The 17873-nt window shown below is 69.2% G+C and carries 16 protein-coding genes and 1 pseudogene; 10 read left to right on the plus strand and 7 right to left on the minus strand.

Annotation, left to right across the window (positions count from 1 at the left end; translation table 11 throughout):
* The first annotated feature begins 103 nt into the window (after positions 1 to 103).
* The 3 genes from OPU66_RS13710 to OPU66_RS13720 all read left to right on the plus strand — a co-directional run bounded on the left by OPU66_RS13710 (position 104) and on the right by OPU66_RS13720 (position 3461).
* Entirely contained in the window at positions 104 to 1468 is a 1365-nt protein-coding gene (locus OPU66_RS13710; protein WP_498554226.1) for a M48 family metalloprotease, read from the plus strand.
* On the plus strand, positions 1465 to 2193 hold the full coding sequence (locus tag OPU66_RS13715; RefSeq protein ID WP_498554227.1) for a DsbA family protein: 729 nt from the start codon (positions 1465 to 1467) through the stop codon (positions 2191 to 2193). The genes OPU66_RS13710 and OPU66_RS13715 overlap by 4 nt, the downstream gene beginning before the upstream one ends.
* Positions 2194 to 2483: 290 nt before the next feature.
* Positions 2484 to 3461 (plus strand): SRPBCC family protein, encoded by a 978-nt coding sequence (locus tag OPU66_RS13720; protein WP_498554228.1) that lies wholly within the window; start codon positions 2484 to 2486, stop codon positions 3459 to 3461.
* Between the two features lie 133 nt (positions 3462 to 3594).
* On the opposite strand, the pseudogene OPU66_RS13725 reads toward OPU66_RS13720, so the two are convergent.
* The 3 genes and pseudogenes from OPU66_RS13725 to OPU66_RS13735 all read right to left on the minus strand — a co-directional run bounded on the left by OPU66_RS13725 (position 3595) and on the right by OPU66_RS13735 (position 5663).
* Positions 3595 to 3842 (minus strand): annotated as a pseudogene (locus OPU66_RS13725) (VOC family protein).
* 40 nt (positions 3843 to 3882) lie between these two features.
* Positions 3883 to 4563: an RlmE family RNA methyltransferase gene (locus OPU66_RS13730; protein ID WP_498554229.1), complete on the minus strand. Its 681-nt coding sequence runs from the start codon at positions 4561 to 4563 to the stop codon at positions 3883 to 3885.
* Complete coding sequence (locus OPU66_RS13735) at positions 4560 to 5663, minus strand: Ppx/GppA phosphatase family protein (protein WP_498554230.1); 1104 nt, start codon at positions 5661 to 5663, stop codon at positions 4560 to 4562. Before OPU66_RS13735 ends, OPU66_RS13730 begins: the two co-directional genes overlap by 4 nt.
* Before the next feature lie 204 nt (positions 5664 to 5867).
* Between OPU66_RS13735 and OPU66_RS13740 the strand changes: the two genes are divergently transcribed.
* Both OPU66_RS13740 and dnaN read left to right on the plus strand, forming a co-directional pair.
* Positions 5868 to 6446: an outer membrane protein gene (locus OPU66_RS13740; RefSeq protein WP_498554231.1), complete on the plus strand. Its 579-nt coding sequence runs from the start codon at positions 5868 to 5870 to the stop codon at positions 6444 to 6446.
* Between the two features lie 174 nt (positions 6447 to 6620).
* The gene (gene dnaN / locus OPU66_RS13745) at positions 6621 to 7730 is read left to right on the plus strand and encodes a DNA polymerase III subunit beta (protein WP_498554232.1); all 1110 of its coding nucleotides are present in this window, start codon (positions 6621 to 6623) and stop codon (positions 7728 to 7730) included.
* A gap of 35 nt (positions 7731 to 7765) precedes the next feature.
* Here dnaN and OPU66_RS13750 read toward each other — a convergent pair whose 3' ends face one another.
* The gene (locus OPU66_RS13750) at positions 7766 to 8281 is read right to left on the minus strand and encodes a hypothetical protein (protein ID WP_498554233.1); all 516 of its coding nucleotides are present in this window, start codon (positions 8279 to 8281) and stop codon (positions 7766 to 7768) included.
* 108 nt (positions 8282 to 8389) lie between these two features.
* Between OPU66_RS13750 and recF the strand changes: the two genes are divergently transcribed.
* The 3 genes from recF (at position 8390) to OPU66_RS13765 (ending at position 10680) form a co-directional block, all read left to right on the plus strand.
* Positions 8390 to 9481 carry a DNA replication/repair protein RecF gene (gene recF, locus OPU66_RS13755; RefSeq protein WP_498554234.1) on the plus strand — a complete coding sequence of 364 codons (1092 nt, stop codon included), beginning with the start codon at positions 8390 to 8392 and terminating at the stop codon, positions 9479 to 9481.
* Positions 9482 to 9593: 112 nt separating this feature from the next.
* The gene (locus OPU66_RS13760; RefSeq protein WP_498554235.1) at positions 9594 to 10133 is read left to right on the plus strand and encodes a glycine zipper 2TM domain-containing protein; all 540 of its coding nucleotides are present in this window, start codon (positions 9594 to 9596) and stop codon (positions 10131 to 10133) included.
* Between the two features lie 79 nt (positions 10134 to 10212).
* A complete protein-coding gene (locus tag OPU66_RS13765; protein ID WP_498554236.1) occupies positions 10213 to 10680 on the plus strand; it encodes a glycine zipper 2TM domain-containing protein in 468 nt (155 codons plus the stop codon).
* A 7-nt stretch (positions 10681 to 10687) separates the two neighbouring features.
* Here the strand turns inward: OPU66_RS13765 and OPU66_RS13770 are convergent, their stop codons facing one another.
* Positions 10688 to 12229 carry a flavin-containing monooxygenase gene (locus tag OPU66_RS13770; protein ID WP_498554237.1) on the minus strand — a complete coding sequence of 514 codons (1542 nt, stop codon included), beginning with the start codon at positions 12227 to 12229 and terminating at the stop codon, positions 10688 to 10690.
* 159 nt (positions 12230 to 12388) lie between these two features.
* On the minus strand, positions 12389 to 13357 hold the full coding sequence (locus tag OPU66_RS13775) for a glucokinase (protein ID WP_498554238.1): 969 nt from the start codon (positions 13355 to 13357) through the stop codon (positions 12389 to 12391).
* A gap of 161 nt (positions 13358 to 13518) precedes the next feature.
* Between OPU66_RS13775 and zwf the strand changes: the two genes are divergently transcribed.
* The gene (gene zwf, locus OPU66_RS13780) at positions 13519 to 14970 is read left to right on the plus strand and encodes a glucose-6-phosphate dehydrogenase (protein WP_498554239.1); all 1452 of its coding nucleotides are present in this window, start codon (positions 13519 to 13521) and stop codon (positions 14968 to 14970) included.
* Positions 14963 to 16783, plus strand: coding sequence for a phosphogluconate dehydratase (edd, locus tag OPU66_RS13785; RefSeq protein WP_498554240.1), 1821 nt, complete (start codon positions 14963 to 14965; stop codon positions 16781 to 16783). Before zwf ends, edd begins: the two co-directional genes overlap by 8 nt.
* A 10-nt stretch (positions 16784 to 16793) precedes the next feature.
* On the opposite strand, the gene OPU66_RS13790 is transcribed toward edd, so the two are convergent.
* The gene (locus OPU66_RS13790; protein WP_498554241.1) at positions 16794 to 17687 is read right to left on the minus strand and encodes an endonuclease/exonuclease/phosphatase family protein; all 894 of its coding nucleotides are present in this window, start codon (positions 17685 to 17687) and stop codon (positions 16794 to 16796) included.
* Between the last annotated feature and the right edge of the window lie 186 nt (positions 17688 to 17873).

Consider the following 17873-nt stretch of genomic DNA (forward strand, 5'->3'; position numbering starts at 1 on the left):
GCGGCGGCGGCGTGCTGTTCAACGACGCGCCGACCGCTGCCACCATTGCCGCCATCGGCGCGGCTCATCGCCGGTTCAGTCACATGAGCGGAAGGGCGGAGCGATGCCCGCCGCGCTGACCCGTTTGTTCCGCCTCGTTCTTGCGCTCACCCTGTCCCTGGCGGTGACGGCGCGTCCGGCGCTTGCCCAGTCGATCGTGCGCGATGCTGAGACCGAGGCGCTGATGCTCGACATGTCGCGCGAGCTGATCGTCGCTGCCGGGCTGCAACCGCGCAACGTGCAGATCGTGATGATCCTTGATGGCAGCATCAACGCCTTCGTGGCGGGCGGCCAGATCGTCTATATGCATTCGGGCCTGATCACCTCGGCCGACAATGCCAATCAGGTGCAGGGCGTGATCGCCCATGAAATCGGCCATATCGAGGGCGGCCATATCGTCCGCTTCTCCGAAGGCGCGAAGGCGGCGACCGGCATCATGCTGCTGTCGCTGCTGCTGGGTGCAGCGGCGATTGCGGCCGGCGCGGGCGAGGCCGGAGCGGGCATTTTCGCCGCCGGCCAGCAGGCGGCGATGGGCAAGTTCCTTGCCTTTACCCGCACGCAGGAATCGAGCGCCGATGCCGCTGCCGCGCGCTATCTGAATGCCGCCGGGATCAGCGGGCGCGGGCTGATCGATTTCTTCAAAAAGCTGCAGAATCAGGAATATCGCCTCGGCATCCGGGCGACCGACAGCTATGATCGCACCCATCCGCTCAGCCGCGAGCGCGTGACCGTGCTGACCGATGTGCTCCAGGGGGCGCCCGCCTGGGATACGCCGACCGACCCGGCGATCGAGGCGCGGTTCCAGCGCATCAAGGCCAAGCTCAAGGGCTATGCGCTCGATCCGCCCCAGGTGCTGCGCGAATATCCCGAGACCGACCGCAGCATCCCCGCCCGCTACGCGCGCGCTTATGCCTGGCATCGCACCGCCTATCCTGATCAGGCGCTGGCGGAGATCGACGCGCTGCTCGCCACCGCGCCGCACGATCCCTATTTCCTTGAGCTGAAGGGGCAGGTGCTGCTCGAATCGGGCCGCCCGCGCGAGGCGCTGCCGGCGCTGCGCGAGGCGGTGCAGCTGACCCAGTTCAACCCGCTCATCGCCTCGATGTTCGGCCATGCGCTCGTCGCGACCGAGGATGACCGCAACCATCCGGAGGCCGAACGGGTGCTGCGCGCGGCGCTGGCCAAGGACAAGGACAATCCCTTTGCCTGGTATCAGCTGGGCGTGATCTATGGCCAGCGCGGCGATGTCGCGCGCGCCGCGCTCGCCAGCGCCGAACGCTTCAATCTGGAGGGCCAGCCGCGCCTGGCGCTGATGAGCGCGCGCACCGCCCTGGCAGGGATTCCGCAAGGCTCGCCCGATTATCTGCGCGCGCAGGACATTGAAATGGTGGCGCGCACCGCCGCCGAACAGGAGAAACGCCGCCGATGAGCCGCTGGCCGCTTTATGCCGGGATCGCCCTTGCCTCGTCCGCGGTGACGGCGTTGGCCACCAGCCTGATCCTGCCGGCGCAGGGCGGCGAGGCGGTGCGCGACTATCTGCTCGCCCATCCCGAGGTGATTCCCGAGGCGATGGAGCGGCTGCGCGCCAAGGAGGCGGCGGGGCGGATCGCGGGCAATCGCCGCGCGCTCGAGGCCCCGTTTGCGGGGGCGTGGATCGGCGCGGAGCGGCCCGATGTCACGCTGGTCCAATTCTTCGATTATGCCTGCGGCTTCTGCCGCGCCAGCCTGCCCGACATCCAGCGGCTGGTGCGCGAGGACCCGAAGCTGCGGGTCGTGTTCCGCGAGCTGCCGATCCTCAGCCCCGGCAGCGAGGCCGGTGCGCGCGCCAGCCTGGGCGCTGCGGTCCGCGGCCGTTATGCGCGCTTCCATGACGCGCTCTATGCCGCCGGCCGGCCCGACAGCGCCACGATCGCGGCGGCGGCGCGCGCGGCGGGGCTTGATCCCGCCGATCTCGCCCGCGTCGGCGCGACCCCGGCGGTCACGGCGGAGCTGTCGCGCAACATCGAACTGGCCCGCAGCCTCGGCGTCACCGGCACCCCGGCCTGGGTGGTCGGCGACCAGACGCTGTCGGGCGCGGTCGGCTATGCGGCACTCAAGAAAGCCATCACCGACGCCCGCGCCGCCCGCACGCAACCGGCGGCCAGGCCGGGCTGAGTTCTGGTTTTGGAGCATCGTCGACGGGCCTGTTCGCCCGGCGGCTCGAAAATGCTCCGGCTGCAATCTGATCGCCTTCGCGCCGTGCTGGATGACGGGCTTGACGAAGTCTGGCGCCGCGATGTCACGGGGCCGGCGCGTTAAACCATGTGTTTGGCACGCGACGGTCTGATTGTGGAAAAAATGTTTGATCCATACTGTCGCAACGTCGCGCGCAATCGCGCCCGACTGTTCGGCTGGCACGATAGGTGCTGGGTGTTGGGCACTGGGATTGTCGGAAGGGTGGTGTGATGAACAGGCCTGATTTGCTCCGCGGGCGTGTCATTGCCGGCATGACCCTCGCCCTGTTCATCGCGCTCAGCGCTTACGTGCTGATCACTGATTTGAAAGACGGGAGCGCAGCCTTTGCCAGCTTCTGGTTTCTTGCTGTGTTGCCGGCCTATCTCTGCGCGCTCATTTGCTATGTGGGCGATCCATTGGGCGACAAGCCCTTATCATTTTACTGGTCTGTTCCGTTGATATTGGTAGCGCTTGTAATCGCCGGCTCGGTGGTATTCCTACGCGAAGGGGTCATTTGCGTTATCATGGTGGCCCCGATATGGCTGTGCGCTGGCTATGCCGGTGCCTTCATCTTGCGGCGCGTGCGGAACGGGCGGACGGATCCCGCACGGTTCCACGCATCATTGCTGTTCTTGCCGCTGATGTTCGGCAGCTTGGAAAGTCAGATTCCGATCACCGAAAAGCAGGTGACGCTCACGCGATCCATTGTGATTAACGCCTCGCCGGCTCAAATATGGCCCTACACGCTGGCCAATACGCACATTAGACCCGATGAGGGCCAGTGGAATTTCACGCAGAACATTGTCGGCATCCCGCGGCCACGGGCGACCATGATGCGCGGGCAGGGTGTGGGCGCTGTGCGCACAGCCTTTTGGGGCGATCACATCAATTTCGAAGAGAGGATCACCGATTGGCAGCCCGGCCGACGGCTCGGCTGGTCCTTTGCATTTCGCAACAACTCACTTCAGAACTATACCGACAGGCACATCTCACCCGACGGACAGTTCCTGAAGATTGATAGGGGCGATTACACGCTGACGCCGTTGCACGACGGTACCACCCGGCTCACGCTGCGGACCGTCTATATCGCCAAGACTCATGTCAATCTTTATGCCCAATTATGGGGTGAAATCCTGCTGGGCGATATTGAAAGCAACGTTCTGGCAATCATCAAGGACCGCGCTGAGTCAGCAAACGGCTCCGGATAGCTTTTGCGCCGATCAGAGCCATCCGGCGGCTCGGAAAAGCCGGCAAATCAGAGGCGCGCGCCAGCACGTCTGTTCGAGGGGTAGCGAGAGTTTCCCGGGCATGCGCACTTTACTTGCGCCGCCGATGGCCGCCTCAGGCGTCTTCCTGAATGATGCGCAGCAGTGATCTGTCGAGATCGATCAGCGCGCCGACCAGCCCGCCCCAGTCCTGGCGCGTCGGCGTCGCGCGCGCGGCCATCCCATTGTCTTCTCGGCGATTCCGGCTGCAACAAGGTTGTCGAACAGGCCAGACGCATCGGCGAAGCGCAGGCAGCTGCCAAAGTCGCGCGACGGCAGATTGGGTGTCGCATGATCCGTGTCGTGCCCTGCACCAGCCGTCATCGCGCCCCGCCTGTTCCGTCAGCTATACTGCCCGCCCCGGTCAGTCGTCTGCCGGCGGCGTGTCGTCCGCCCGGCCCTTGAAGCCCTGGGCGATCACATACCATTCGGAGGATTCCTTGCGGCTCGCCGGGGGCTTGGCGTGCTTCACGGTCGTGAATTCCCGTTTCAGCAGCGCGACCAGATCATTGTCGGCCCCGCCGGCCAGCACCTTGGCGATGAAGCCGCCGCCGGGGCGCAGCGTTTCGATCGCGAACCAGGCCGCCGCCTCGACCAGCGCCATCGTCCGCAGATGATCGGTCTGGGCATGGCCGACGGTGTTCGCCGCCATGTCCGACATGACGAGATCGGCCGGCCCGCCCAGCGCGTCGCGCAGCCGTTCGGGCGCATCCTCGGCGGTGAAATCCATCTGGAACAGGGTGACGCCGTCGATCGGATCGGTCGGCAGCAGATCGATCCCGACCACATTGGCCGCGGGCACACGCTTGCGCGCCACCTGCGCCCAGCCGCCCGGCGCCACGCCCAGATCGACGATCCGCCGCGCGCCTTTGAGCAGGCCGAATTTCTCGTCCAGCTCCAGCAGCTTATAGGCTGCACGGCTGCGATAGCCTTCCGCCTTGGCGCGGCGCACATAGGGATCGTTGAGCTGCCGCTCCAGCCAGCGCGTCGACGCGGCGGTGCGGTTGCGCGCGGTCCTGACCCGCTGCCGGCCGCCGCCCCTCATGCCGGATGCCCGTCGCGCGCCATCAGGCTGCGCAAAATGCCTTCGCGGATCCCGCGATCCGCGACGCCCAGCCGTTCGGCCGGGAAAATGTCGAGAATCGCCTCAAGGATCGCGCAGCCGGCGACGACCAGATCGGCGCGTTCGGTGCCGATGCAGGGCAGGGCGATGCGTTCTTCATAGGACATATGGGCAAGCATCTGGGACACCGCGCGCATCGCGGCGGCGGGCACGACCAGCCCGTCCACGGCGCTGCGGTCATAGCTGGGCAGGCCGAGATGGACGCTGGCCAGCGTCGTCACCGTGCCGCTGGTGCCCAGCAGCCTGAGGCCCGCCGCCGCGCCCGAGGGCAGGCGCGCGGCAAAGCCGGCGAAACTGTCCGCCACTCGCGCGCGCATCCGGCGATAGCTGTCGGCGCGGTCGACCGGGCAGCTGAGATCCACCGGCTCGACCTCGGTCAGCGACACGACGCCCCAGGGGGCCGAATACCAGTCGAGCGTGCGCGGCGCGGGGCCGCTGGTGTCGATCAGCACCAGCTCGGTCGATCCGCCGCCGATGTCGAAGATCAGCGCCGGGCCGTCGCCCGCCTCCAGCAGCACATGGCAGCCCATGACCGCAAGCCGCGCTTCTTCCTCGGCGGTGATGATGTCGATGGCGATGCCGGTTTCGCGGCGGACACGCTCGATAAAGGCCGGGCCGTTTTCGGCGCGCCGGCATGCCTCGGTCGCGACCGAGCGCGCCAGATGGACGTGACGCCGCCTCAGCTTGTCCGAACAGATGCGCAGCGCCGCCACCGCGCGGTCCATCGCCGCCTCGCTCAGCCGCCCGCTCGACGCCAGCCCTTCGCCCAGCCGCACGATGCGCGAAAACGCATCGACGATCACGAAGCCGTCGGCGGCGGGGCGGGCGATGAGCAGCCGGCAATTGTTGGTGCCAAGGTCAAGCGCGCCATAGACGCGGCGCTGCGGGGCGAAGATCGCCGGGGCTGTGGGCGCCGATCGGGCCCGGGGCGCGGGCCGCATCGGCAGCGGCGAAGACTTGGCCATGCTGCCGTCAAATCCGTCATTCTCCGGCCCGGGACAGACCCGCCGGTGCTTGGGCATAATCCTATCCCGCGCGCGGCGGGACGGCAAGCGGGCCGGTCGCGGCGGGCCATGTTGCAGAAATGCAACGCTTTGCGACTGTAATGTGACGTTCATGTACCGTTGTGCGCCGTTCAGGTGGACCCGCGCATTGAGGCCGGGCCGCGGCGCCGGATCGCTCCCCAACCTGTCCGGCCGCGGCGATGACATGAGTGGAGTTTTATCATGAAGACGTTTTTCACCGCCGTTGCTTTTGCTGCCGCCGCGGCGACCCCGGCCATGGCGCAGGACAGCGCCGCCTTTGTCGGCCCGCGCGTCGAAGCTCTGGTCGGTTATGACCGGCTGCAGGGTGCCGGCGGCGGCCGCGACGGCCTGGCCTATGGCATCGGTGCCGGCTATGACTTCAAGGCTGGCCGCGCGATCCTCGGCCTCGAGGCCGAATATGCCGACAGCAACACCGATGGCTGCGAAGCCGGCTTCGTCATCGCGACCGACCGGATCTGCGCCAGCGCCCGCCGCGACCTTTATGTCGGCGGCCGGGTGGGCGTTGCCGTCGCCCCGTCGACGCTGCTCTATGCCAAGGCCGGCTACACCAACGCCCGGGTCGGCCTCGACTACACCAATCCGGTGACGCCGGCGGCGAATTTCCGCCTCAGCGACAATCTGGACGGGGTGCGCGTGGGCGCGGGTGTCGAGCAGAAGCTCGGCTCCAACCTCTATGCCAAGGCCGAATATCGCTATTCCAACTATGAAGGCGGGTTCGAGCGGCATCAGGTGCTGGGCGGCCTCGGCGTCCGCTTCTGAGGGCGGCGTTCAGCCGAAACGCACGGTCCGGCATGACCGGACTGTGGAAAACCGGGGTCGGAGCGCTTGCTCCGGCCCCTTTTTCTGTTCATGAAGCGCGATGCGCCGCTGCCCGCTGGGCGACGGCGTTTCTGGGTCGATCAAGTGGGGCCGGCAGGGCCAAGGGACGGGTTCATGAAAGCGACGATCGAACGTGCGACGCTCTTGCGGGGCCTCGCCCATGTTCAATCGGTGGTCGAGCGCCGCAACACCATCCCGATCCTGTCGAACGTGCTCATCGAGGCCGGGGCCGGCGGGCTGAGGCTGATGGCGACCGATCTTGATCTGCAGATCGTCGAGACGATCGATGCCGCGGTCGATCAGGGCGGGGCGACGACGGTGCCCGCGCACACCTTGTTCGACATCGTCCGCAAGCTGCCCGAGGGCGCGCAGGTCGAGCTGTCGGCGGCGGAAGGCAAGATGGCGATCCATGCCGGGCGCGCGCGGTTCAACCTGTCGACGCTGCCGCGCGACGATTTTCCGATCATCGCCGAGGGTGAGCTGCCGACCCGGTTCGAACTGCCGGCGGCGGCGCTGCGCCAGATCATCGACAAGACCCGGTTCGCGATCTCGACCGAAGAGACGCGCTATTATCTGAACGGCATTTTCCTGCACGTCGCCGACGATCCGGTGCCGGTGCTCAAGGCTGCGGCGACCGACGGCCACCGGCTGGCGCGGGTGACGGTCGACCGCCCGGCCGGGGCGGAGGGGATGCCAGACGTGATCGTGCCGCGCAAATGCGTCGCCGAACTGCGCAAGCTGATCGACGAGGTCGACGGCCATGTCGGCGTGTCGCTGTCGGCGACCAAGATCCGGTTCGATCTGGGCGGTGCGGTGCTGACGTCGAAGCTGATCGACGGCACCTTCCCCGATTATTCGCGCGTCATCCCGACCGGCAATGACAAGATGCTGAAGCTCGATCCCAAGAGCCTGATGGACGGCGTCGACCGCGTCTCGACCATCGCCAGCGACAAGACCCGCGCGGTCAAGATGGCGCTGGAACGCGACCGCGTCGTGCTGTCGGTGACCAGCCCGGAAAACGGCACGGCGGCCGAGGAAGTGCCCGGCGACTATTCGGCGCAGCCATTCGAAATCGGCTTCAATGCCCGCTATCTGATGGACATTCTCCACCAGATCGACGGCGATATGGTCGAGGTGCATCTGGCCGATGCCGCCGCGCCGACGCTGATCCGCGAGCATGACCGGTCCGAAGCGCTTTATGTGCTGATGCCGATGCGCGTCTGATTGGGCGGCGGCGGCCCCCGTTGGCCGTCCCCCCGTCAGCCGTTCCCCCGGCGGCAGCGACGCGCCATGGCCAGTCCGCGCAGATAGCCGCGCCGCGCGATCCCCGCGTCGATGGCCTGTTCGTGACGGCGGGCCGCGCCGGCCGCGCCGCTGACCTCGCGGATCACGCCGCGGAACGGGATCAGGCCGGCGACCACGCCGCGTGCCACGCCCGCCGCCTTGCGGCCGACACCGCCGCCCCGCTCATCCGCCCCGGCATCGAAATCCGGGCCGAGCGCGGCATCGAGGGCGGCAAGCTCGGCCGCGATGCTGCGGCATGAGCCTGTGGCGCGGCGGTCATAGGGGCCGGTCGCCGCCTGTTCGAGAATCTCCGGAATCTCCCGCTTTTTCAGATTGGCGTCCTGAAGCGGCGTCGTGGCGATGTCGCCGATCACCTGTTCGGTGGTGGGCGTGGTCCGCGGCGGATCGCTGGCCTGGGGGCGGGCTGCAATGGCGGCGGGAGCAGGCAGGCTGCAAAGCGCGAGCATCGCGGCGGCGAAAACGGGGCGCATCGGCGGTTCTCCGGCTGTGACGGATGGGTAACGCACGATGCCCGTTCCGGCTCAATCGCGCTGCCGGATGGGTCGACCCGGCGTGAAAATGGTTTAGGGCATCGGGTGATGCTCACCCGGCTCGAACTCACCGATTTCCGTTCCTATGGCGCGGCGGCCATGGTGCCGGGGCCGGGGCTGGTCGTGCTGACCGGCGAGAATGGCGCGGGCAAGACCAACATCCTCGAGGCCGTGTCGATGCTGGCGCCGGGGCGCGGGCTGCGCGGGGCGGCGCTTGGCGACATGGCGCGCAGCGACGGGGCGGGCGGCTTTGCGGTGTCCGCCAGCCTTGCCGCGCCCGATGGGGCCGAGGTGCGGCTGGGCACCGGCACGGCCGCGTCGGCACCCGAACGGCGGCTGGTGCGGATCAACGGCGCGTCCGTGCCCGCCGCCGCGCTTGCCGAATGGCTGGCGGTGCTGTGGATCACCCCGGCGATGGACCGGCTGTTCGTCGATGCGGCGAGTGGCCGCCGCCGCTTTCTCGACCGGCTGGTGCTGGCGCTGGAGCCGGGCCATGCCGTCCATGCCAGCCGCTATGAAGCGGCGATGCGCGAGCGCAACCGGCTGCTCGCCGCCGATGGCCCGCCCGACCCGGCGTGGCTGGCGGGGATCGAGGCGCAGATGGCCGAGGCCGGCCATGCGCTGGCCAGCGGGCGGGCGCGCACGGTGGCGGCGCTGGCCGAGCAGCTGGCCGTGCCGGGACCTGCCGACGATCCGCTGCCGCGCGCCGGGGTTGCGCTCTCCGGCTGGGTGCCGCCCGAAGGGCCGGCGGCGTTTCAGGCGGTGCTCGCGCGGGGGCGCGCGCGCGACGCCGCTGCCGGGCGCGCGACCGAAGGCCCGCACCGCCAGGATCTGGATGTCGTCCATGCCGGCAAGGCGCAGCCCGCCGCGCGCTGTTCGACCGGGGAGCAGAAGGCGCTGCTGCTGGCGCTGGTGCTCGCCCATGCCGATCTGGTTGCGGCGCGCGCCGGCCGGCGGCCGCTGCTGCTGCTCGACGAAGTGGCGGCGCATCTCGATCCGCGCCGGCGGGCGGCGCTGTTCGCGCGGCTGGCGGCCGGCGGCGGGCAGGTCTGGATGACCGGCACCGAACCGGCGCTGTTCGCCGATGCGCCTGCCGGCACCGGCCATTTCGGGGTCGCGGGCGGGCGGATCGCCGGCTGACGGTCAGCCTTGCGCGGGGCCGGCGGCGATGCGGCCCCGGCGGTTGTGCCATGTTCATGCAACCGCGCTGCGCTGCCGGCCGTTTCTCCGGCCTGATCACGGGAGACGCATCATGATTCTTGTCGCCGCTCTTGCGCTTGCCGCTCCGCTCGCTGCCGATATGCAGCCCGCCGGTGCCGCGTTCGTGCCCGCCCAATATGATGCGCGCGGCGATGCCCGGTTCGGCGTCGACGGCAGCGGCAATCTGCGCGACCGGCAGGGCCGCATCGTCAATCTGCGCCGGGCCGAGCGTTTCGGCTATCGCCGCGACCGGGACGGGATGTGGCGCGATCCGGGTGGCCGGCTGCTCTATGTCGACGAGGCCCAGCTCTACCGCGACCGGCGCGGCGTGCTGCGCGACCGCTATACCCGCCGCCCGGTCGATGACCGCTATGCCGGCGGCTATGCCGGCCAGACCTGGCGCGGCGATGACGGCCGCACCTATTGCCGCCGGCCCGATGGCACCACCGGCCTGCTGATCGGCGGCGCGGGCGGGGCGCTGCTTGGCCGGGCGATCGATGGCGGGCGCAACCGCGCGCTCGGCACGATCCTGGGCGGTGCGGCGGGCGCACTGGCCGGCCGGGCGATCGAGCGCGGGTCGAGCTGCCGCTGATCCGCGCCCGTTGCCGGGCGTTCAGCGACGGCGGCTTATGCTGTCCGCCTTGCATCCGCGAGCAGGAGGAACGGGCAGGATGACGATCACCCGCATGGCGCTGGCGCTGGCGTTGCTGGCACCCATTGCTGCCACTGCCGCCGCAGCGCAGCCGGTTCAGGCCGACAGCCGCTGGGCGACCGACGATTATGCCGAGATGGACGAGGCGCAGCGGCGCTGGGACGATGCCCAGGCCCGGTTCGAGCGCGAACGCGACGCGCTGGAGCGCGAGCGGCTGGCCTATGATCAGGCCCGCGCCCGGTTCGACCGCAACCGCGCGCGCAGCGCCGCCTATGACGGGCCGACCTGGGCCGGGCCGAATGGCGAGGTGCAGTGCCGCCGGCCGGACGGGACCACCGGCACGATCATCGGCGGCGTGGCCGGGGCGCTGCTGGGCCGCGCCATCGATGGCGGCCGCCGCAGCGCGGTCGGCACCATTCTTGGCGGCGGGGCGGGCGCGCTGGCCGGCCGCGCGGTCGAGCGCGGGCGCGACGCGCAGTGCCGCTGACCGGGGCCTATTCCGCCGCTTGAAGCTGCCGGGGTGCCTCCGGCAGCTTTTCGCCCTTGCGGGTAAAGGTCATCGCCCCGTCATCGACCTTGCCGAACCTCAGGTCCATCAGGTCGAGCGCGTAATTCTGGTGGACCCGCCAGGGGCGTTTCGATCCCTGGCGCGGCAGGTGCGCGATCGCCCGCTGCACATAGCCCGAGCTGAAATCGAGCCAGGGCATCGCCTCGACCTCGGGATCGTTCAGCACCGGGGTCGCGATCTGCGTTCCCGTCCGGTCCATATGGTTGAGCAGCCGGCACACATAGGCGCAGGTCAGGTCGGATTTCAGCGTCCATGACGCATTGGTGTAGCCGAAGGACGATGCGAGATTGGGGATCCCGCTATACATCATCGCCTTGTAGCTGACGGTCTGGGCGATGTCGCGCGGGCTGCCGTCGACGGTGAAGGCGACGCCCGCCAGCAGCTGCATGTTGAGCCCGGTTGCGGTGACGATGATGTCGGCGGGCAGCTCGCGCCCGTCCTCCAGCAAAATGCCCCCCTTGGTGAACCGGTCGATCCGCCCCGTTTCGACCGAGGCGGTGCCGGCGCGGATCGCGGCGAACAGATCGCTGTCGGGCACCAGGCACAGTCGCTGGTCCCAGACATTGTAGCGCGGGGTGAAATGCGTCTCCATGTCATAACCCGGCGGCAGTTCGGCGCGCACCCGGTCGAGCACCCATGTGTTGACCGCCTGCGGGTCGCGCCGCGTCTTGGAGTAGAAATACAGCCCGAACAGGACGTTTTTCCAGCGCGTGATCGCATAAGCGAGCCGCGACGGCAGCAGCGCGCGCAGCGCATTGGCGACGCGGTCCTCGGCCGGGCGCGTCACCATATAGGTGGGCGAACGCTGGAGCATCGTCACATGGCCGGCGGTGCGCGCCATTTCGGGCACCAATGTCACCGCCGTCGCGCCGCTGCCGATCACGATCACCCGCTTGCCGGCATAATCCAGATCGTCCGGCCAGTGCTGCGGATGGACGATGCGCCCGGCGAAATCGTCCCGCCCGGCAAAGTCCGGCGTATAGCCGGCGTCATAGCGGTAATAGCCCGAACACATGAACAGGAAGCGGCAGGCAAAGCGCTTGCGCACCCGGTCCGGCCCGATCTCGGCCTCGACCGTCCAGGTCGCACTGGCCGATGACCAGTCGGCGCTGATCACCTTGTGGCGGTAGCGGATGTGCCGGTCGATGCCATGGTCGCGCGCGGTGTCGCGCAGATAGGCCTTGATCGACGGCCCGTCAGCAATCGCCTTGGCCTGTTCCCAGGGCCGGAACGAATAGCCGAGCGTGTGCATGTCGGAATCGGACCGGATGCCCGGATAGCGGAACAGATCCCAGGTGCCGCCCAGATCGTCGCGCCCTTCAAGGATCAGATAGGATTTGTCCGGGCACATGGTCTGGAGGTGCCAGCCCGCGCCGATGCCCGAAATGCCCGCGCCGACGACGAGCACATCGACCCGTTCGATGCCGTCATCGCCCGCCGCCCTTATGTCTGCCGGTTCCACGCCCATCGCTCCGCCTCCTCACCCGCCGCGCCCGGCCTTGCTGGCCGGCATTTTGTCTGGGCTGTGTTGCCGCGCGATCAGTTTTCTATCCGAACCTAACCCGGATTCGGGAGGCTGGCGACCCCCGTTTCGCCGGGGCGGGCGTTGGGGCGCGGCGGCGGGTGTTCAGCCGTTCTGGCGGGCGGCAAAGGCGGCGGCGGCACCCAGCAGGCCGGGCTGGGGATGGGTGACGATGCGGACCGGCAGCGCCGCCATCCGCGCCTCGAACCGGCCCTTGGCGACGAAGCGGTCGCGAAAGCCCGAACGCGGCAGATGCGCCGCCAGCCTCAGCCCCAGCCCGCCCGCCACCACCACCGCGCTTGCCCCCTGCGCCAGCGCCAGGTCGCCCGCGACCGCGCCCAGGCTCATGCAGAAGCGTTCGAGCGCGGCCACCGCCAGATCGTCGCTGCCACCCAGCGCGCGGGTCCACAGCGTGCGGTCATCGACCGGCGCGACCGGGCGCTGCTCGATCGCCGCCAGCGCCTGATAGATGTCGGGCAAGGCCGGGCCGGCCACCACCCGTTCCACCGACACGCGCCGGTGGCGCTGACGCAGCAGCGCGAGGATCTGGTCGTCAATGGCATCGAGCGGCGCAAAATCCATATGGCCGCCCTCGGTCGCGACCGCATGGTCGCCGGCGGCGTTGCGCACCAGCATCGCGACGCCCAGCCCGGTGCCGGGGCCGAGCACGGTGATCACGCCGCGCGCGGGCAACGGCCCGTCCGGCCCGCACAGCGGCACCAGCTGGTCGGGCGCAAGGGCGGCGACCGACTGGGCCACCGCCTCGAAATCATTGACCATCGCCAGCGCGTCGATCCCCAGCCTTTCGGGCAGCTCGGCCGGGCGGATGACCCATGGATTGTTGGTCATCTTGATCGTGTCGCCATCGGCGGGGGCGGCGACCGCAATCGCTGCCGCGCGCGGCAGCGGCCGGCCATGGGCGGCGGCAAAGGCGGTCCACGCGCTTGCCAGGCTGACATGCTCGGCCGCGCGGATCACGGTTTCGGGGCCAAGCTGCGCGACCCGGCGGCCGTCAAGCGTGGCGACCGCGAACCGCGCATGGGTTCCGCCCAGATCGACCGCGACAATCTCCATGCCCGTCCCGCTCCCCGCCTGCCGTTCCGCCGCTTATTGACGGAAATTGCCGCGTCTTTCGCATGGACAGGCGCAATCGCCAATGGCGGTGAATACGAATGCCCGATAAGAGCACTCAGCCGCCGATGACGCTAGGGCGGCGGGCACAGTTTGGAGCGCGCATGGCAGACCCTCATCAAACGCTCATTCTTTTCGGGGCAACCGGCGATCTTGCGCACCGGATGCTGTTTCCCTCGCTCTACAATCTGTTCCGCGATGGCCTGCTGCCCGCCGACATGCGGATCATCGCCTCCGGCCGGGGCGAGATGGACGATGCCGGATTTCGCGCCAGCATCGATCTGGCCCGTTTCCTGCCCGCCGACCGGTTCGATGCCGAGGCCGCGGCGGCATTTCTCGACCGGGTGAGCTATTGCGCGGTGTCGGGCGATCCGGCGCAGTTTGCGCGGCTGCGCGCGCTGGTCGGCGACCGGCTGGAACGTGGCGTGTCGGTCTATCTGTCGACCCCGCCGGCGCTGTTCGCGCCGATGGCGCGCGGACTGGCGGACGCCGGGCTGGCGGGCGACCATGTCCGCATCGCGATGGAAAAGCCAATCGGCCACGACCTTGCTTCGTCGCAGCAGGTCAATGACGCCGTCAACGCGGTGTTCCCCGAGCGGCGGGTGTTCCGCGTCGATCATTATCTGGGCAAGGAAACCGTCCAGAACCTGCTCGTCCTGCGCTTTGGCAACATGCTGTTCGAGCCGCTGTGGAACGCGACCGCCATCGAACATGTGCAGATCACCGTGGCCGAGACGGTCGGGCTGGAAGGCCGGGTTTCTTACTATGACGGCGTCGGCGCGCTCAAGGACATGGTGCAGAACCATCTGCTCCAGCTGCTCGCGCTCGTCGCCATGGAGCCGCCCGCCTCGATGGCGCCGGCCGCCGTGCGCGACGAAAAGGTGAAGGTGCTGCGCTCGCTGCGCCACATGACGCCCGAGACGGTCGGCCAGCAGAGCGTGCGCGGCCAATATGGCGCAGGCGCGGTCGGCGGTCAGCCGGTCAAGGGCTATGCCGAGGAGCTGGGCGCTGCGTCCAACACCGAAACCTTCGTGGCGCTGAAGGCGCATATCGACAATTGGCGCTGGGCCGGCGTGCCCTTCTATCTGCGCACCGGCAAGCGCATGCCGCAGCGCCATTCGGAAATCCTGATCCAGTTCCGCCCGGTGCCGCATTCGATCTTCGCCCGCCGGGGACCGGGGCTCAATGCCAACCGCATGATCATCCGCATCCAGCCGCAGGAGAATATCCAGCTGCAGGTGATGGCCAAGCAGCCGGGGCTGGACCGGGACGGGGTCGCGCTGCGCGAGGTTGCGCTCGACGTGTCGCTGTCGACCGAGGCGGCCGGGCAGCGCCGCCGCATCGCCTATGAACGGCTGCTGCTCGATCTGGTCGAAGGCGATCCGACGCTGTTCGTGCGCCGCGACGAGGTGGAGGCGGCCTGGGCGTGGATCGATTCCATCCACGGCGCTTGGGCGGCGACCGGCCAGGAAGCGCGGCCCTATACCGCCGGCACCTGGGGGCCGTCGGCGGCCATTGCCCTTATCGAACGCGACGGAGCCAGCTGGCATGACTGACCTTCATCCTGAAATCGCCGCCGTCACCGCGCGCATCGTCGCGCGCAGCCGGCAGACCCGTCAGGCCTATCTGGATCTGATCGACCGCCAGCGCGACGCCGGCACCAATCGCGGCTCGCTCAGCTGCGGCAATCTCGCGCACGGTTTTGCCGCGGCCGAGGAGGACAAGCCCAGCATCCGCGCCGGGCAGGCGATGAACATCGGCATCGTCACCGCCTATAACGACATGCTGTCGGCGCATCAGCCCTATGGCCGCTATCCCGAGCAGATCAAGATTTTCGCCCGCGAACGCGGCGCGACCGCGCAGGTGGCGGGCGGGGTGCCGGCGATGTGCGACGGTGTGACGCAGGGCCAGACCGGCATGGAGCTGTCGCTGTTCAGCCGCGACGCGATTGCGATGGGCACGGCGGTCGCGCTTACCCATGCGATGTTCGAAGGCGCGCTGCTGCTCGGCATCTGTGACAAGATCGTGCCGGGGCTGCTGATCGGCGCGCTGCGGTTCGGGCATCTGCCGATGATCCTGGTGCCCGGCGGGCAGATGCCGTCGGGCATCCCCAATAAGGAAAAGGCGCGCGTCCGCCAGCTTTATGCCGAGGGTAAGGCGACGCGCGAGGAACTGCTCGCGGCCGAGGCGGCAAGCTATCATTCGCCCGGCACCTGCACTTTTTACGGCACCGCCAACTCCAACCAGATGATGATGGAGGTGATGGGCCTGCACGTGCCCAATGCCGCCTTTGTCCATCCCGGCACCAGGCTGCGCCAGCAGCTGACCCGCGCCGCCGTCCACCGGCTGACCGAAATCGGCTGGGCCGGCGATGATTACCGGCCGCTCGGGCGGTGCATCGATGAAAAGGCGATCGTCAATGCCGCGGTCGGGCTGATGGCGACCGGCGGTTCGACCAACCATGCGATCCATCTGCCGGCAATCGCGCGCGCGGCGGGGATCGTGATCGACTGGGAAGATCTGTCGCGCCTGTCGGCGGCGGTGCCGCTGCTGACGCGCGTCTATCCCAATGGCTCGGGCGATGTGAATGATTTCGCGGCGGCCGGCGGGATGCCGTTCGTCATCCGCGAGCTGCTCGATGCCGGGCTGCTGCACGGCGACATCATGACCGTGGCCCCCGACGGCATGGCCGCCTATCGCCACGAACCGGTGCTGGACGGCGAGGATCTGGCCTGGGTGGCGGCCCCGGACGACAGCCGCGATCCGGCGATGCTGCGCCCGGTCAGCGATCCGTTCCAGCCGACCGGCGGGCTGAGGCTGCTGGCCGGCAATCTGGGGCGCGCGGTCATCAAGACGAGCGCGGTCGATCCCGACCGCTGGATCATCGAGGCCCCGGCACGGGTGTTCGATGACCAGAATGACGTGCTGACGGCGTTCCGCGCCGGTGAGCTGGACCGTGATGTCGTGGTCGTCGTGCGGTTTCAGGGGCCGGCGGCCAATGGCATGCCCGAGCTGCACAAGCTGACCCCGGCGCTGAGCGTGTTGCAGGATCGCGGCCACCGTGTCGCGCTGGTCACCGACGGGCGCATGTCGGGGGCCAGCGGCAAGGTGCCGGCGGCGATCCATCTCTATCCCGAAGCGCTGCATGGCGGGCCGGTCGCGCGGCTCGCCGATGGCGATCTGGTGCGGCTCGATGCGGTCGCCGGCACAATCGAGGTGCTCGACCCGGCGGCGCTCGACCGCGCGCCCGCCGCCGCCCCGGCGGCTGGCGAGGGCAATGGCCGCGAGCTGTTCCGCATTTTTCAGGCGGGCAGCGACGATGCCGAACGCGGCGCCTCGGCAATGCTGGCGGCGCTGGAGCGGGGCTGAGCGGCGCCGGTCAGCGCGCGATGCGCACCGAAACCGGGCAATGATCCGACGGGTGGGTCGCCTCGTCGCCGTCATAGAGATATTCGGCGAACGACCCCGGCACCACCCGCGCGGTCGCGCGCGCGCCGGTCGCGATATGGTCGATGAAGCGGCGATAGCGGGCGACGCAGCGCGCCTCGGCGTTTCCTGCGGCAAGCGTCAGCGCCGCGCCCGCCGGGCGGCCGTCATCGACCAGCGTGCGGAACCCGTCGCCCGGATCGGCGAGCCGCCGGTTCCAGTCGCCGAGCACGGCGAAATCCTCGCCCGCCGCCGCGCGCGCATCGATCCAGCGTTCGAGCGCGCGGCCCTGTGCGAACAGCACCGGGCAATCCTCGTCGGCCGGATCGCGCCCGGCGGCGCAGCCCGATTTCAGGTGCACGGCGAGCAGCCGGATCGGCCGCGCGCCGGCAATCGTCACATCGACGCCCCAGCGCAGGTCGGGATTGCCGACGCCAAGCGCCTTCAGATCGCGGTGGCGGGTGAAGGCGAGCGTGCGGCGGATCGCAAACCCGACATCCTGATGGCGGATGCTGGCCCCCGGCCGGTCCCGGCATTCGCCGCCGCGCCCGGTGTCGGGGCGGCCCGACATGACGATATGGTAGCGCGCCGGATCGAACACGCGCGCGGCAGCGGCGGCATTTTCCACCTCCTGAAACGCGATCACATCGGCCTCAAGCGCCTCGGCATGACGCCGGAGCAGCGCATAATCGGCCGGACCGCGCGGGCGGCAGCCGGCCCCGTCGGCGGCGGCCAGATGTTCGAGATTCCAGCTCACGATGCGGAGCGAGGGGGTGTCCGCAGATATGGCGGGCGCAGCCGGCGCACAGGCCGCGCCGGGCAGGCCGAGCAGCAGGGCGATCAACATGGCCAGTGACGGGCGGCGGGGGGACAAGGCGGCGCGCATGCCCCCTTCCTAGCCGATGGCGATGCCGGGCCGCCACCATGGTGCGCGCCCGGCTGCCCGCAATGGCTTAGAAGCTTGTCCAGTCGTCGCCGCCGCTGTCGGGGCGGCGCAGCGCCGGCACGGCGGCGGCGGGCAGCGGCCGGGGGG

Source organism: Sphingomonas sp. URJC2, assembly GCF_059803575.1.

Excerpts from the sequence above, each read along its gene's own strand:
- OPU66_RS13710 (WP_498554226.1), top strand. The coding sequence starts at position 104 with ATGCCCGCCGCGCTGACCCGTTTGTTCCGCCTCGTTCTTGCGCTCACC.
- OPU66_RS13715 (WP_498554227.1), top strand. The coding sequence starts at position 1,465 with ATGAGCCGCTGGCCGCTTTATGCCGGGATCGCCCTTGCCTCGTCCGCG.
- OPU66_RS13720 (WP_498554228.1), top strand. The coding sequence starts at position 2,484 with ATGAACAGGCCTGATTTGCTCCGCGGGCGTGTCATTGCCGGCATGACC.
- OPU66_RS13730 (WP_498554229.1), bottom strand. The coding sequence starts at position 4,563 with ATGAGGGGCGGCGGCCGGCAGCGGGTCAGGACCGCGCGCAACCGCACC.
- OPU66_RS13735 (WP_498554230.1), bottom strand. The coding sequence starts at position 5,663 with ATGCCCAAGCACCGGCGGGTCTGTCCCGGGCCGGAGAATGACGGATTT.
- OPU66_RS13740 (WP_498554231.1), top strand. The coding sequence starts at position 5,868 with ATGAAGACGTTTTTCACCGCCGTTGCTTTTGCTGCCGCCGCGGCGACC.
- dnaN (WP_498554232.1), top strand. The coding sequence starts at position 6,621 with ATGAAAGCGACGATCGAACGTGCGACGCTCTTGCGGGGCCTCGCCCAT.
- OPU66_RS13750 (WP_498554233.1), bottom strand. The coding sequence starts at position 8,281 with ATGCGCCCCGTTTTCGCCGCCGCGATGCTCGCGCTTTGCAGCCTGCCT.
- recF (WP_498554234.1), top strand. The coding sequence starts at position 8,390 with ATGCTCACCCGGCTCGAACTCACCGATTTCCGTTCCTATGGCGCGGCG.
- OPU66_RS13760 (WP_498554235.1), top strand. The coding sequence starts at position 9,594 with ATGATTCTTGTCGCCGCTCTTGCGCTTGCCGCTCCGCTCGCTGCCGAT.
- OPU66_RS13765 (WP_498554236.1), top strand. The coding sequence starts at position 10,213 with ATGACGATCACCCGCATGGCGCTGGCGCTGGCGTTGCTGGCACCCATT.
- OPU66_RS13770 (WP_498554237.1), bottom strand. The coding sequence starts at position 12,229 with ATGGGCGTGGAACCGGCAGACATAAGGGCGGCGGGCGATGACGGCATC.
- OPU66_RS13775 (WP_498554238.1), bottom strand. The coding sequence starts at position 13,357 with ATGGAGATTGTCGCGGTCGATCTGGGCGGAACCCATGCGCGGTTCGCG.
- zwf (WP_498554239.1), top strand. The coding sequence starts at position 13,519 with ATGGCAGACCCTCATCAAACGCTCATTCTTTTCGGGGCAACCGGCGAT.
- edd (WP_498554240.1), top strand. The coding sequence starts at position 14,963 with ATGACTGACCTTCATCCTGAAATCGCCGCCGTCACCGCGCGCATCGTC.
- OPU66_RS13790 (WP_498554241.1), bottom strand. The coding sequence starts at position 17,687 with ATGTTGATCGCCCTGCTGCTCGGCCTGCCCGGCGCGGCCTGTGCGCCG.